Below are 14329 nucleotides of genomic sequence, written 5' to 3' on the forward strand. Positions count from 1 at the left end.
CTAATTCAACCTACTCTCCATCTCTTCAAATAACCTCCGTTCCGCTTAAACGGGATGCAAATGTAGCACCCTTATTCACCCCTTTCCTAACGATTTATCACTATTTTTTTAAGTATTTTATAACTCCCTTAACCTCAACTAGAAACAACCCGAGAAAACTTCCACAATGGTACACTACTACATGCCTCTCCGTACATGAGTGACCTAACTACTGGCTGAAGTAAAGTAGTAAGTTCTATAAAAGCAGATTCTGGGATCGGTAAATCACCACAACCTTTTACCACTACGGGACGACTTTTCAATTCTTCAAGATTAATTTTTGAAAGCGCTTCTTTGAAAAGGGCATACTCAAGTACATCAAGGCCTCCAAATACGACTTTGTTGGCGTATGGCTGAAGTCTTGTTGTCAATAACATGTAGGCCCAAGTAGGTACGATTGCGTCTTCAGAACAAAACAACGCGATATTTTTCCCTTTATATAAAGACCAATCATGATCTTTAACAAAGACTCTAAAATCCTTCTCTTTTAAAATTAATCCTTGAAAGAGGTGTTGGGCAATATCATACCTCACTCTTTCTCCTTTATGATAGTAATCCTCAAGGTCGATGGTGACGATTGAACTATTTGTTACGCGATTAACAATTTCTTTTTCTTCCATTATAAAACTCTTTTTGGTTTGGTTGCCACAAAGTCTTTTAAGTAGAATGGCTCGAAATAAGCCACATCTTCGAAATCACCTTTGAGAAATGCTTGGTTTGCTAACATCCCTACGCTCCAGGCGGAAGGTGTTATGTTCTCTATAAAAACGGCATTCGACACATTATTTTTTAAGTCCTTGAACTTTCCAGCTCCATTTCCGAAGAACAACATTTGATTTTGCATCAGCGTTTCATGAAAAGAGTTTTCTTCAAGAATTTTAGCGGAAGTTTTTTTCAACTCATTGAGTTTCCCATCATACAAAGCCGTGTACACCTCCATTCTTCTGGCGTCAATCATTGGGCATAGCAATGCTCCGCTGTGATTTTGACGATTCACTTCATTGGCCATTGCCAACAATGTATTGACAGCTATAAGCGGTTTATCTAAAGCGTAACAAAGTCCTTTAGCGGTTGAAACTCCAATTCGTAACCCAGTATATGAACCTGGGCCCTTCGAGACGGCTATTGCATCCAACTCGGACATTTCCATTCCGACTTGTTTCATTATTTGCTCAATAACCACTGTTAGTAGAGTGGAGTGAGATTTTTCAAGAAACAGTTTCTGACTCGCCAAAGTGTTTCCATCAGTAGTTAAAGCTACTGAACATACGGTTGTAGACGTTTCTATGCTTAAAATTTTCGGCACGGATTCTTAGATAAAGTGATTATAAAGTGTTTTTCAGGAGAGAAGTTGAATCAACTTATCAATAATTACTACTCCTAAAAACGACACAAAGATATAACTGATGGTTCGATTGGAAAGCTTTCTGGCAATTCTTACTCCATAAGGAGAACCGGTGACCACACCAAAAGACAGTACAAGTACCAAAGGCCAAACCACATACCCTATATTTTGCCCTTCAATATTTACGGTTGGTTGTGCTATTAAATTTGAGATCGTCATTACCATCGAAGTAATAAATATTACACCAAGGGAGATAGACTTGGCTTTTCTCATACTTTGCTTCAAGCGTAAGTTAAGAATTGGAATAATTACAACTCCCCCACCAAGCCCCGACAAGGCAGATATACTTCCTGCCAAAGCCCCGGTTACTCCAAGTTGCCCGTTTGTTGACTTCTTTTCCTTATTCTCACTATCAGAAGTACGATTGCTCTTTAGTGTTCGGAACACGATAAAAGACATCAGTAGAATAATAACCATATTGAATTTATCGCGCTGATACCAATCCGTTTGAACAATGAACTGTAAAACCAAAAGTGAGATGACTGTACCGAAGAACCCGACTATCAAAACTTCCTTCCAAAAGAATTCCTTCTTTATGATAAGCGCTACATTTCCTGATAACGCAGCAAACATGGTTCCGACTAAAGAATTAGCAATGGTAAACTGAACTATTTCGGAATCTGGATACCCCATATTCACTAAGACATACGGTAACACAAGAATGTACATGACTCCTCCGCCAACTCCGATAAGGCCGGCCAAAAAGCCGCCCAGCAACCCCATTAAAAACAGGAGTATAAATTCAATCATTCAGTGGGGATATAATAAGAGGTGATTTATTTAAAGTTAGTTTCCTGCCAAGGTTCTTTCGTACAAGCTTTGGTTTGAAAGCAACTCAAGTGCCTTACTAAGATCGAGGTCATTTTCAAAAGAAGCGAGAAGACGCCCTTCTTCTAAGTATGTTCTCATGACAAATTCCTCTTTTAGCAATTGTTTAATTTCTGTTTTTGCCAGCTCGATATCGTTGGATCTACTGTGAGCCATTTTAGCCTCTAAAGCCGAAAGTTCAGCACTGATATTTTCCAGTCCTCCTGTTTCTTCAGCTACTTCCTTAAGTTTTCTAAGTTGGATTTCTAAAGGGCTAGAATAATCGAATTCTTGACTAGATGCCCAGTGTTTAAAATCATTAAAGATCTGGTCGGTAATTTTAAAATCTTTAATACTGGTTATGGAATCAAGTTTTACCGCGTAGGCATTTCCAAATTTGAGTAACAAATTTTCTGAAAGAATACCTTTGGTAACTGGAGCGTAGTCCTTTCTATCTACCAAAATATCAGGATCAATCCCTCCGCCATCATACACTGGCCTCCCATTTTTTGTACGAAAAAGGGTTTTTAGCGAGTCTGCTACCTTACCCACGCTTCCGTCTTCATTTCGATGTGTGTAGTCAAGTGCCTGTATACACCTACCGCTAGGTGTGTAGTATTTTGCAATTGTAACTTTCATTTGGGAATTGTATGAAAGCGGTAAGGTTTGCTGAACTAGGCCTTTTCCATAAGATTTTTGACCAATCACCACTCCTCTGTCATAATCTTGCATTACCCCAGCAACAATTTCAGCTGCCGAAGCACTCATGCTTGAAGTTAAAACCACCAAAGGAATTTCTTCATCCGTTGAGGTATTTAGTGTTTTATAGGTTGCGTTAGTTTCCTCGAGTTTACCTTTTGTTGTAACTACCAATTCACCTTTCGGAATGAATATATTAGAAATATTTACCGCTTCGCTTAGTAGACCGCCAGGATTACCTCGCAAGTCCAAGATGATTTTAGAAGCCCCTTGTTTCTTCAATTCCCTTAAGGCAGCTTTAACTTCTTTCGATGCATCAGGAGTAAAGCCTGTTTGTTTAATAAGCCCAACATCGATACTGACCATTCCAAAATAAGGAACATTTGGCAAGTCTATTTTTTCCAAACCGACAGTAAAACTGAGTTTACCCACATTTTCGCGGAGCACCTCAATAGCTACCTTTTTTGAAGCCTGTCCTTTAATGTATTCACTAGCCCGATCGAATTTCCCCTTTACATCCAGACCATCGATTGATATGATTTCATCACCACGTTTTAGGCCTGCTTTATCGGCAGAAAAGCCTTTATCTGGCATAACAATCATCACTTTTCCATCTAAAAAAACCACTTGCGCGCCTATACCGCCATATTCACCTGTGTTTTCGGTGCGCACATCTTCAATCTCATCTTCAGAATAATAATTAGTATAGGGATCAAGTTTGGACAGCATACCATCAATTCCATTTCTCATAAAAGTATTGGGATTGATGTCATCTACATATTTAGCATTCACCTCCTTAAACATGGTGGCGAAAATGTCGAGGTTTTTAAGGATCTCGAAATATTTATCGTTCTGTGGGGCGGTAAATGACCACAGACCGAAAATCATCACTGCTGAAAGTGCCAGATACCCTTTCTTAAACTTGACCTTTGCCATACACTGTTTGTTAATTTGCATTACAACGGAGGAATGCTACTCTTGTTTATTCTAATTACTTATTCGGCTGAATGCCTCAATATATAGCTTAGCGACTAGAAAGCATAAAAAAACCCAAGCGAATGGCTAAGGTTTTATATGTGTATTTAAAATCTTGATCAATTAGGCGTGAAGTGCTTTGCTTGCTTTATCTACACCATTTTTTGTTTTCTCCGCGGCAGTTTCAAGAGAAGCGTTATACTTTCCTTTTGCTGTTTCTAAAGTTTCAGCGTACTTCTCTTTTGCTTTATCTACTTGTTCAGATATTGCTTCATTGGCAGACGAAGCCAGCTCCTTAGTTCCTTTTGCAATCTTTTTGCGTGTTTTCTTTCCGCTATCTGGCGCCATCAAAACACCTGTAATTAATCCTGCTGCTGCACCTGCTACTACTCCCGTTATTATTTTTGCTGTATTATTCATGTTCTAAAAATTTAAGTTAAGTGTAATTGATTTTCGCTTAACTATATAGAGAATAACGTACCAATACTTAAAAAGCTCACTCAAGCCGATTAAACACCGATTTTAAACCAAAAAATAAAATCAAGTGTGTATATACCTCTACACCACTGGGGAGTTTAGCGCACTAAATGTGTATTTTAGCGAGTTGAGTAATCAATTTCTTCATTCTGAAATCGATCATTTTGGAGTCGTGGATTTCCTTACCCGTATATACCAGCCCTATCAATAAAGAAGGCGTTGGCTGATCTTTGGCTTGAAAAAGAAGGTGTTTATTTAAACGATAGGCCTCTTTTACCCTGCGTTTAATTAGATTTCTATCAACAGCATTTTTGAATCTTCGCTTAGCTACGGAAACCAAAAATTGATTGACAGGTTTTTCGGGAGAATAAGGCAAATACATTACCTTAAAAGGGTACAAATAAAAAGAGGAGCCTTTTTCAAAAAGCTCCTGAATTAGTTTTTTGCTATGCAATCTTTCCTCTTTCGGGAAGTTGTATGTCAATTTGGTAGTTTCTATGACTTAGAGGTTCTAAATGAACAAAACCTCAACCTAGGAAAAGATTACCTCTTGCCCTTTTTCTCGTCAGAAACAGTCAGCTTATGTCTGCCTTTAGCTCTTCTGCTAGCTAAAACGCGTCTACCATTAGCCGATTCCATTCTTGCTCTGAAGCCGTGCTTGTTCTTTCTTTTTCTCTGCGAAGGTTGGAATGTTCTTTTCATTATATTTTAAATTCTTTTGATCTGTTCCAAAAAGGAATGCAAAGATAGGTAGCTTTTTTTGATTTGCCAACGTCAGTTTTAAATTGTTTGACATTAATGCTAATTCGCTTCTCAAGGGGCAAAATTAGCGATTCCATCGCTATTCACACCGATGTAGTAAAGTAAATCTAGGTTCAAATTGATATTATATTTAGGTGCTTTATCTTTCGGCTATGCAATATTCAATCTCATACACCAACCCTAATCGGCATATTATTGACATCGCACTCAGCCTGAGTAATGTTAATAGCAAAGAACTGAATCTATTCTTACCCTCATGGCGACCGGGGCGCTACACCATTCAAAACTTCGCGAAGCATATTCTTAACCTGAAAGCTTATAATGAAAATTGTATTGAGTTAAGCTGCGAGAAAGTAACAAAAGACCAATGGCGTGTTGCAGCAGGTTCTTCAAAAACAGTTGAAGTAAAATACAGCTATTATGCATTTCAGATGGATGCGGGTAATTCATGGCTTGACGATGAGCAACTTTACCTGAACTTTATCAATTGCTTGATTTATGCTGAAGACCAATTAAATGACAAATGCGAAGTAGAAATTCATGTACCAGTGGATTACCAATTTGCTACGGGCTTGACGCAAACAGGGGTTCGGAAATTTGAGACAGACAGCTTCTATCATTTAGTAGATAGCCCACTGGTGGCAGCCAAAAAGATCCGAAAAATTGAATATCAAGTTTCTTCGACTACATTCTATTTATGGATTATTGGCGAATTGCCAAGAACAGATGATGAAGTGATTCGGGACTTCCACAAGTTCACAGAGCTTCAAATTGAAGTAATGGGTGAATTCCCTTCACCAGATTACCATTTCATTTATCAGTGTTTGCCCTACAAACATTACCACGGAGTTGAGCACTGGAATTCTACCATGATTACGACTGGCCCTGCGGAAGAATTAAAAGACCGACCTCTCTATAAAGAGTTTTTGGGCGTAAGCAGCCATGAACTCTTCCATACATGGAATGTGATTAGACTTCGACCTAAAGAAATGACACCTTACGATTTTCAGCATGAAAATTATCATGAAACTGGTTTTGTCACTGAAGGTGTGACTACCTATTATGGTGACTTATTTTTAAAACGAAGTGGCGTTTTTAATCTCAAAGAATACCTTGGAGAGCTGAACAAACTACTGGAGCGACATTACCTCAATGAAGGCAGAAACAACATGTCCGTGGCAAGTTCATCGTTCGACTTATGGCTAGACGGTTATGAGAAAGGCGTACCCGGAAGAAAAGTATCTATATATAATGAAGGTGCTTTATTGGCTTTGATTCTCGATTTGAAGATTCGATTGCGTTCCGGACACCAAAGGAGTTTGGATGATGTAATGCGCTTGATGTGGCAAAAGTTTGGGAAGAACCAAGCAGGGTACATTTACCAAGATTACCAAAATGTATGTGAGGAAGTTTACGGAGACTCTCTTCAGTATTACTTTGAGAATTACGTTTCTGGCACCTCCCCTCTTGAAAAGGAATTGAAAGTATTGTTTCCTCAGTTTGGATTGAGTTTCAATCTAAAACCTGCTGAAAAACCAGAAGAGAAAATCTATGGATTGAAGCTAGCAGAACAAGAAGGTCGGTATTTTATTGATGCGATTGCGGCAAATTCTCCGGCAGAGCAAGTACTGAGTTTGAAAGATGAAGTTTTAAATTACAGCCCCGATTTATTCAAAAGTGAAAATAATATAGAAATTGAAGTCAACCGCTTTGGAAGAAAATTGAAAGCAGAACTTAACCCCAATGGCGAGAATTATTTTTCCATTTACCAAGTAGAGGAAATCAAAGGGAATAGCGAACTAACACGATGGCTGGGGGAATAAGCACAACAAACCGTTGGTAAAGGATTGATTGTTATGCATCTAGGATAATTCTACCTTTCATTCTTATTAAAAAAGCTTACTCAATATTATTCTTTGGTTTATTCATTGCTGCGCTTGGGGCTTGCTCCAAAACAGAAACATCCTCTAAACCTGAATCTGCATACTCTGGCGGAAAGCTCTTTATTATTGGTGGTGGTTCAAGACCTGCCTCACTAATTAATAGCATGATTGATGAATCTGGGATTCGCGAAGGAGGTTATGCCTTGGTTTTACCCATGGCCACCACATTGCCCGACCGCGCAATTGAATCAGGGAAAAAGCAATTTACAGATAATGGAATTTCGGCCGTAGGCGCCATTAACTTTATTGAAGGCGAAACGCCTACTAAAGCCCAACTAGATTCAGTTCGGAACGCAAAACTAATTTACATTCCTGGCGGAAGTCAAAACCGTTTTATGGGTGTAGTGGCCGGTACGGAAATAGAAAAAGCCATTTGGGAAAGCTTTAACAACGGGAATATGATTGCTGGCACTAGTGCTGGGGCAGCCGTGATGAGCGAAAAAATGATTACGGGCACGCAACTTTTGCGCCCTGACGATAGCGGATTCAAAGTAATAGAACAGGGAAATACGGATTTGGCTGATGGGCTCGGCTTTATTAAAAATGCCATCATAGATCAGCACTTTGTTGTACGCAGTCGCTTTAATCGCTTACTCAGCCTGACTATGGAAAATCCGAATCTTAAATGTATTGGCATTGATGAATCCACAGCCATTGTGGTTTCGGGAAACAAGGTTAAAGTGGTCGGTCTTTCTCAAGTATTAGTGTTTGATGCGAAAGGCCAGGCCGCTCAGTTACAAGGCTCTAAGTTGGGTGCAAAGGATATCAACTTGAGCATCTATTTAGACGGAGACGAGTTTAGCCTGAACTAATTTTCTTAAGCTCAAACTCTCTTTTTAGTCACTTTGTAAAGCAGACCAAAAATCTATTGCTAGTTTTGGGCATGAGTGCCGATTATTACAAAACCATTTCCAAAACCTCAGAAGCGCTTTATAAAGAAAAAGGCAGCAAATTCTTGGCTTTTGCTTTTCCCGTTCGGAACGAAGAAGAAGTGAAGGAAAACTTAGAAGCCCTCCGCAAACAGTATTACGATGCACGCCACCATTGCTATGCCTATATATATGGTGTAAATGGAGAACACTACCGTGCCAATGACGATGGAGAGCCTAACCATTCCGCTGGAGACCCCATTCTTGGACAAATAAAATCGAAGGAGCTTACCAATACCTTGGTGGTAGTCGTACGCTACTTTGGCGGCACCAAATTAGGGGTTGGTGGATTGATCAGTGCTTATAAAATTGCTACTGCCGAAGCGCTCGATCTAAATGAGATCATCGAGAAACCTATCACTCAAAGTTTCACTCTTGATTTTCCCTATGAAGAAATGAACGAGGTGCAACGCTTGGTAAAAGAGCTGGATTTAGAAATCACCAATCAGACCTTTGAAATTACTTGTAGTATGGCAGTGGAAGTACTTTTAAGTAAGGTCGAAGTTTTTGAAAGCAAGGTCGAATTACTTCAAGATTTGAGTCATGACATTAAATTGACCTCAAACAATTAAAAACCCCTTCCCTCAATACCGCTTACAGCTTTTCGCTAAGCACAATAAAGTCAATCACTTATATTAAGTTTTAAGTTCGTTTTAAGCCTATTTTTTCAAACCGCTTAACCCAGAACACGACAACCTTAGACTTTAAAATTTAGCGAATGGCATCCTTCTTCAATCGATTACGGTCAGTAAATCAATTACCAAAAGGCTCAAACCTATCTCAAACCCAACTCTTTATTAAAGGCGCTTTCTACGGATTACTCCTACTTTCACTGTCGTTCATGGTTATTGGAGGACTATTTTTCAGAAATGGAATATCGCCTTACCTGCAAATTCCAGTCTACATCATTGCTGGTGTTTTAGGATTCTACCTTTTCCGATGGGTGGGCTCAGCCTTACACTTAGTGGTGAAAGGAATACCGACCATTGCTGTTTCTTTGATTTTAGCCACCCTACTTACTTTTCACTTGGCCGATTACATGCGTTTTAGCTGGCCTGGAGTCTTGGTGCAAAATTCATTGATCATTGCCATTTTCGCCATGGTGCTTTTGGCGGGTTCATTAATGAACCTCATTCGAGGCACTAGAAACAAAGGACTTTATAGCCTATTCGTCATAATTGCACTGGTCATCATTGCTTATCCTGTCTGTTTATTGATGGACGAAGGATCGAACCCGCACCCTATAGACTTTGAGCAAACCAAAGCTCCTTTACTTTCAGAAATGGGAATTAACAACCCGGGAGAAAAAGGTACTTATCATTTCGACTACTTCACTTACGGAAACGGAACAGATGAGCGCAGGCCAGAATATGCGGAAGAAGTAAAATACAAAACAGAAACGGTTGATGCTTCGCTCATAATTCCAGAGTGGAAAGGAAAAAAAGCGAAATGGAGAGAGCGTTATTGGGGTTTTGGAATGAAGGAATTTCCCATCAATGGCCGCACATGGATGCCGAAAAAGAAAGGTAAGCTGCCTCTGGTTTTAATCGTTCACGGAAACCATGGCATGGAACATTACTCAGACCCTGGTTATGCTTATTTGGGTGAATTATTGGCCAGCAAAGGATTTATCACGGTTTCTGTAGATGAGAATTTCATCAACGGCACCTGGTCGGGTGATTTTGGAGGGAAAGAAATGCCAGCCAGGGCATGGTTGCTTTTGAAACACCTCAGCCAATGGAGGGCCTGGAACAGTGATGAGGATTCTGATTTTTTCGAAAAAATCGACATGGATAATATCATCCTTATGGGTCATTCACGCGGTGGAGAAGCCGTTTCGATTGCTGCGGCTTACAACAAACTGAGTCACTTCCCAGATAACGCTTTGGTTGAATTCGATTTCAATTTTAGAATTCAAGGTATTGTTGCCATTGCCCCTACCGATGCCCGCTATTTTAGAAGGTTGGACTTAGAAAACATTAACTTCCTTTCAATTCAAGGCGCTTATGATGCCGATGAAGCCAGTTTCTTTGGACTTCGTCAGTACCAACGCATTAGCTACACGGATTCTATTCATCGTATAAAGGCAGGTTTATATGCAAACCAGGCCAATCATGGTCAGTTCAACTCCATTTGGGGAAGACATGATTTTGGAGGAACTTCCAGCTGGTTTATGAATACGGCACCGCTCATGACGGGTGAAGAACAACGTCAAATTGCTAAAACCTATATTGGCGCGTTCACAGAATATGTTTTCAACCAAAAAACTGAATACGCTCCGCTATTTAATAATAGTGCGACTGCGAAAGACTGGTTGCCCGAAGTCGTTTATGTCAACAATTTTGAGGCTTCGGAAAACCAGATTTTGGTTGACTATGAAGAAGACATTGTTGTTACTACGACCAAGAATAATATCGCTACTATTTCGGCTCAAAACTTAGACGTTTGGTACGAGCAAGATTTAAAAATGCGAGACAATGGTTTGCAAGGCACCAACGCAGCCATTATTGGTTGGAACAATGATTCTTCTACTGTTGAAAAGAGCTATACACTTAGCTTCAATGAACCAGTGTCGCTTGACTCCACTTCCACTTTGCTATTCTCATTTGCCCGGGCCGATGATAGCAAAATCAAAATGGAAGATAATGATGAACTGAATTTCACCATTGAGCTTTTCAGCCAAAATGGAGATATGGTTTCTACTACCCTTTCGGAACATAAAAAAATAGCACCAAAGATTAAGGTCAAATACATGAAGTTTAAGGCAATGAACGTCAGCTTTGGTAATAATTGGGAACTGGCCATGGAAACTTTCGAAATTCCGTTCTCCGAATTCTCCGACCTCGGTAATTTTGAATGGAGCAGCTTAAGGCTGGTTTTCGATCAATCGTCTAAAGGCGTAATTGCAGTGGATAATATTGGTTACAGGGATAAATGAAAGAATGAATGAATGGTTTAAGGGATAAATGAACTAGGGGGTTAAGGAAAGAATGGAGAAATTAATATATCAGGCAGTTAATGAGTTGGGGAAATGAATTAAATTCGCCCAAATAATATAACCTGATTTCAACATGAAATTAATCTTAACCCTAGGGTTTATGCTAATCCTGAATCTAGGCTTTAGTCAAAATGTAATAGAGTGGAGCCCAGAGTATAAGTTGAAGTTAACAGATTTTAAATCGCCAGAAACAGAAATCAATAATCAACTGAGTGGTTACACGTTATTCCCTGGTACGAATATCGATTTTTCTTTTCAGATGAGTTCTTATGCTTTTATGTTTAAGAAGAACTTCAACGATAAAGTGAGTACTACTTTCAATAGAGACTTAGGTGCAATTATAGCTCCCGATTCAACTATTGCAAACCAACTAGTGGAGTTTGGGCAATATAGCTTTGACTTAACCGAACTCTACTCCAGGAAGTTTAGAAAGGAGATTTATGAAAACAAAGGTGCTTTCTCCGATATCAGCTTTTATCAACCTATTCTTAAAAAACTTCAGCTAGAAATGGATGCTGAAAACTCTAGAATGTTAAAATCCACAGAGTTTGGTAAGGATTTAGAATTGTTAAAAATAGAACATAAGAAAGTGTTGCTCGAAATTGAGTCATTCGCTGATTTTTGCAAGGAATGCAAACCTCCAAAAAAGAGAAAGAAATAAAGGAACAGATTCGGTTTTACACCTTAACCCATTCCTTCACTTCTCTTCTCATTCCAACATTAATTCACTATTTCCTTCTTTTATTAATTCACTCATTCTCTCATTAGCTTACTCACTCCTCAATGATTTTACTGGGTTTGCCAAAGCTGCTCTTCTGGCTTGGTTAATGACTACTGCCAAAGCAAACAACAAGGCCACCACTCCGGTCAATACAAAAATCCACCAATCAATTGAAGTTCGAATTGGATAGCGCTGCAAATAACTATCGAGCAAGAAATAAGCAACAGGAGCCGCTACAGCAAAAGCAATAAGCACAAGCTTAGCAAAGTCGATAGACATCAATCCAACTAAATTACCCACCGAAGCACCTAAAACCTTTCTGATTCCAATTTCTTTAATGCGCTGTTCGGCAGTGTAGGAAGCCAATCCGAAAAGACCAAGGCCTGTGATGAAAATTGTGAGACCCGCAAAAAGCATAGAAAGCTCTCTTGTGAGGTTGATTTCCGTATACTTTCTTTCAAAATCTACATCTACAAAACGTGATTCAAATGGGTAGGCAGGGTTGTGCTTTTCAAAAATCTCTTGCACTGTATTCATCGTTCCTGATAAATCATTGGTGGCACTTAACCGAACAGTTATGGCGCTAATCCATTCAGGATCCATTACCATGAACAATGGCCGCACCTCATCATAAGGCGAACCCATTAATACATTGTCAATTACCCCAATCAAGGTTCTTTTTCCACCCCATAAATCTAATTGTGTTCCAATAGGATCTTCAAGCTCCATCAAATCAAGTGCTGCTTTATTAACGATAATGGCGCTAGAATCTGAAGCAAATTCTTTTGAGAAATCTCTTCCATAAAGCATTTCGGCACCTATGGTTTTTGCATAATCATATTCCGTAGCAATGGTTACAAAAATCACCCTTTGACTTTCTGGTTTTCCCGGCCAACCTAAAAAGTTGTTAGAATTTATACTTGTTACATCACTATTTGAACGTGTAATGGACTCCACAACTCCAGAGGCCAACAAATCATTTTTCAGCACATCATAATTTTCTGCTAGGGCATCGGTATAAGGCACGGTAATTAGCCCTTCTTGATTGTAGCCCAAATCTCTATTCTTTGCCAAGTCAATCTGTTTTACAATTACAATGGTGCTGATGACCAAAATTACCGCAAAACCAAACTGCAGCATTACCAAAACCTTTCGTGGTGTGTTGGCATTCTTCCCAATATTTACTTTCCCTTTTAAGGTTTTAACAGGGTTGAAAGAAGATAAATATAAGGAGGGGTAACTTCCTGAAATCACACCGGTAAGAAATATTATGGCCAATGCAAAAAGCCAAAACTCTGAAGAAGCATAATCGATTGAAAGTTTCAGGTCGACCAAATTGTTATAAGCAGGCAAGGCCAATTGCACTAAGAAAAGCGCCAACACGAAGGAGATCAATGAAATAACAAGCGATTCTCCATAAAACTGAAAAATCAGTTGCGATCGGGTGGAACCCAAGCTTTTCCGCACCCCAACTTCTTTTGCTCTTCTTTCGGAACGAGCAGTAGCCAAATTCATGAAGTTAATGCAAGCGATAATAATGATGAACAATGCGATCACCGTAAACAAAGTCACGTATTCGTGCATTCCACCAGATTCTTTCCCATTTTCGAAACTTGTGTGTAACCTCCAGCGCAACATTGGGTGAAGAAAAAACGCACGGGGCATGTCGTCTTGTCCGTTTTCGGTGAGAATATCTTTAATACTGGCCTCCACTTTATCTTCAGAAGCAGCGTCTGTCAGTTCCACATATACCTGAAAAGAATAGTTTCCCCAGTTGGTTGTATTATTCCTTACCCATTCTTCTATGGCTTCTCTATGTTTCCATGGAATAATGTAATCGAATTGAAAGGACGAATTTTGAGGTACATCTTTAAACACCCCAGTTACTTTTAATGTACTGGCATCGTCTAAACGCACTAATTCTCCAATTGGGTCTGCACCTTTAAATAGCAGGTCCGACAGCTTTTCTGAAATTACTATAGAAGCAGGTTCATCCAAAACCTCAGTGCGATCACCCATGACCATTGGGAATTCGAACATTTCTAGAAATTCATTACTAGCGAAATAGCCACGCTGCATTAAACGGGTTTCGCCTACAGTCAAAAGCCTATTGCCTCCCCAACCAGTAACTGCCGAATTAACAATATTAGCGTCCGCATTTTTCATGGCCTCATAGGTAGGCAATGGCACAGAATTCCAACTATTGATGGTTCCGTTGAAATCGGCATTGACCCAAACCTGATAAAGGCGATCTGCTTTAGGAATGAATTTATTGAACGAGGTTTGGTTTTTCACCCAAAGTAGAATGAGAATGCTACAGGCAATACCAATTGAAAGACCAGAAATATTAATAAATGAGTAGAGGCTATTCCTACGCAAATTGCGCAGGGTAACCAAAATGAAGTTTTTGAGCATTTTGACCGTTGTTTTGAGGTAATGTTTGTTTAAAGACTTAAAAAGTAAGTGAGCGTTACACTTGGTCTCTAACTTTTTTGAAAATCGCCCAACCAAGGCAATTAAAATAAGAATTGAATCAACAACCCTTATTATCAGATTGTTGATTCAAATAATTTG

At 39.3% G+C, this 14329-nt stretch carries 14 protein-coding genes; 5 read left to right on the forward strand and 9 right to left on the reverse strand.

Going from position 1 to position 14329, the window contains the following annotated elements:
• Positions 1 to 134 precede the first annotated feature (134 nt).
• The 7 genes from OB69_RS05575 to rpmH all read right to left on the reverse strand — a co-directional run bounded on the left by OB69_RS05575 (position 135) and on the right by rpmH (position 5104).
• The gene (locus OB69_RS05575) at positions 135 to 659 is read right to left on the reverse strand and encodes a DUF2480 family protein (RefSeq protein ID WP_053222725.1); all 525 of its coding nucleotides are present in this window, start codon (positions 657 to 659) and stop codon (positions 135 to 137) included.
• Positions 659 to 1345: a tRNA (adenosine(37)-N6)-threonylcarbamoyltransferase complex dimerization subunit type 1 TsaB gene (gene tsaB, locus OB69_RS05580; RefSeq protein WP_053222726.1), complete on the reverse strand. Its 687-nt coding sequence runs from the start codon at positions 1343 to 1345 to the stop codon at positions 659 to 661. Before tsaB ends, OB69_RS05575 begins: the two co-directional genes overlap by 1 nt.
• Positions 1346 to 1378: 33 nt before the next feature.
• Entirely contained in the window at positions 1379 to 2194 is an 816-nt protein-coding gene (locus OB69_RS05585) for a sulfite exporter TauE/SafE family protein (protein ID WP_053222727.1), read from the reverse strand.
• Between the two features lie 36 nt (positions 2195 to 2230).
• Positions 2231 to 3886, reverse strand: coding sequence for a S41 family peptidase (locus OB69_RS05590; protein WP_053222970.1), 1656 nt, complete (start codon positions 3884 to 3886; stop codon positions 2231 to 2233).
• 162 nt (positions 3887 to 4048) lie between these two features.
• A complete protein-coding gene (locus tag OB69_RS05595) occupies positions 4049 to 4345 on the reverse strand; it encodes a YtxH domain-containing protein (RefSeq protein ID WP_053222728.1) in 297 nt (98 codons plus the stop codon).
• 163 nt (positions 4346 to 4508) lie between these two features.
• Positions 4509 to 4886 carry a ribonuclease P protein component gene (gene rnpA, locus OB69_RS05600; RefSeq protein WP_053222729.1) on the reverse strand — a complete coding sequence of 126 codons (378 nt, stop codon included), beginning with the start codon at positions 4884 to 4886 and terminating at the stop codon, positions 4509 to 4511.
• Positions 4887 to 4945: 59 nt separating this feature from the next.
• Positions 4946 to 5104, reverse strand: coding sequence for a 50S ribosomal protein L34 (gene rpmH, locus OB69_RS18430; protein ID WP_062299350.1), 159 nt, complete (start codon positions 5102 to 5104; stop codon positions 4946 to 4948).
• A 212-nt stretch (positions 5105 to 5316) separates the two neighbouring features.
• Here rpmH and OB69_RS05605 point away from each other — a divergent pair, with 212 nt between their 5' ends.
• Entirely contained in the window at positions 5317 to 6987 is a 1671-nt protein-coding gene (locus OB69_RS05605) for a M61 family metallopeptidase (protein WP_053222730.1), read from the forward strand.
• Between the two features lie 76 nt (positions 6988 to 7063).
• Here OB69_RS05605 and OB69_RS18565 read toward each other — a convergent pair whose 3' ends face one another.
• Positions 7064 to 7213, reverse strand: a complete 150-nt coding sequence (locus OB69_RS18565) for a hypothetical protein (RefSeq protein WP_157608496.1) — start codon at positions 7211 to 7213, stop codon at positions 7064 to 7066.
• On the opposite strand from OB69_RS18565, the gene OB69_RS05610 reads away from it, so the two are divergent.
• From OB69_RS05610 to OB69_RS05625, 4 genes are all read left to right on the forward strand, one after another.
• Positions 7212 to 7919 (forward strand): cyanophycinase, encoded by a 708-nt coding sequence (locus tag OB69_RS05610; RefSeq protein ID WP_053222731.1) that lies wholly within the window; start codon positions 7212 to 7214, stop codon positions 7917 to 7919. The two genes, OB69_RS18565 and OB69_RS05610, sit on opposite strands and share 2 nt — an antisense overlap.
• 71 nt (positions 7920 to 7990) lie before the next feature.
• Positions 7991 to 8608, forward strand: a complete 618-nt coding sequence (locus tag OB69_RS05615) for an IMPACT family protein (RefSeq protein WP_053222732.1) — start codon at positions 7991 to 7993, stop codon at positions 8606 to 8608.
• Between the two features lie 146 nt (positions 8609 to 8754).
• Entirely contained in the window at positions 8755 to 10974 is a 2220-nt protein-coding gene (locus tag OB69_RS05620; RefSeq protein WP_157608497.1) for an alpha/beta hydrolase, read from the forward strand.
• A gap of 133 nt (positions 10975 to 11107) precedes the next feature.
• The gene (locus OB69_RS05625) at positions 11108 to 11695 is read left to right on the forward strand and encodes a hypothetical protein (RefSeq protein ID WP_053222734.1); all 588 of its coding nucleotides are present in this window, start codon (positions 11108 to 11110) and stop codon (positions 11693 to 11695) included.
• 108 nt (positions 11696 to 11803) lie between these two features.
• Here OB69_RS05625 and OB69_RS05630 read toward each other — a convergent pair whose 3' ends face one another.
• Positions 11804 to 14170, reverse strand: coding sequence for an ABC transporter permease (locus OB69_RS05630; RefSeq protein ID WP_053222735.1), 2367 nt, complete (start codon positions 14168 to 14170; stop codon positions 11804 to 11806).
• Between the last annotated feature and the right edge of the window lie 159 nt (positions 14171 to 14329).

The sequence above is a fragment of the Roseivirga seohaensis subsp. aquiponti genome (assembly GCF_001267955.1).
Lineage (GTDB): Bacteria > Bacteroidota > Bacteroidia > Cytophagales > Cyclobacteriaceae > Roseivirga > Roseivirga seohaensis.

Excerpts from the sequence above, each read along its gene's own strand:
- OB69_RS05620 (WP_157608497.1), top strand. The coding sequence starts at position 8,755 with ATGGCATCCTTCTTCAATCGATTACGGTCAGTAAATCAATTACCAAAA.
- OB69_RS05625 (WP_053222734.1), top strand. The coding sequence starts at position 11,108 with ATGAAATTAATCTTAACCCTAGGGTTTATGCTAATCCTGAATCTAGGC.
- OB69_RS05590 (WP_053222970.1), bottom strand. The coding sequence starts at position 3,886 with ATGGCAAAGGTCAAGTTTAAGAAAGGGTATCTGGCACTTTCAGCAGTG.
- OB69_RS05605 (WP_053222730.1), top strand. The coding sequence starts at position 5,317 with ATGCAATATTCAATCTCATACACCAACCCTAATCGGCATATTATTGAC.
- OB69_RS05575 (WP_053222725.1), bottom strand. The coding sequence starts at position 659 with ATGGAAGAAAAAGAAATTGTTAATCGCGTAACAAATAGTTCAATCGTC.
- rpmH (WP_062299350.1), bottom strand. The coding sequence starts at position 5,104 with ATGAAAAGAACATTCCAACCTTCGCAGAGAAAAAGAAAGAACAAGCAC.
- OB69_RS05610 (WP_053222731.1), top strand. The coding sequence starts at position 7,212 with ATGATTGATGAATCTGGGATTCGCGAAGGAGGTTATGCCTTGGTTTTA.
- OB69_RS05595 (WP_053222728.1), bottom strand. The coding sequence starts at position 4,345 with ATGAATAATACAGCAAAAATAATAACGGGAGTAGTAGCAGGTGCAGCA.
- OB69_RS05585 (WP_053222727.1), bottom strand. The coding sequence starts at position 2,194 with ATGATTGAATTTATACTCCTGTTTTTAATGGGGTTGCTGGGCGGCTTT.
- OB69_RS18565 (WP_157608496.1), bottom strand. The coding sequence starts at position 7,213 with ATGCTATTAATTAGTGAGGCAGGTCTTGAACCACCACCAATAATAAAG.
- OB69_RS05615 (WP_053222732.1), top strand. The coding sequence starts at position 7,991 with ATGAGTGCCGATTATTACAAAACCATTTCCAAAACCTCAGAAGCGCTT.
- OB69_RS05630 (WP_053222735.1), bottom strand. The coding sequence starts at position 14,170 with ATGCTCAAAAACTTCATTTTGGTTACCCTGCGCAATTTGCGTAGGAAT.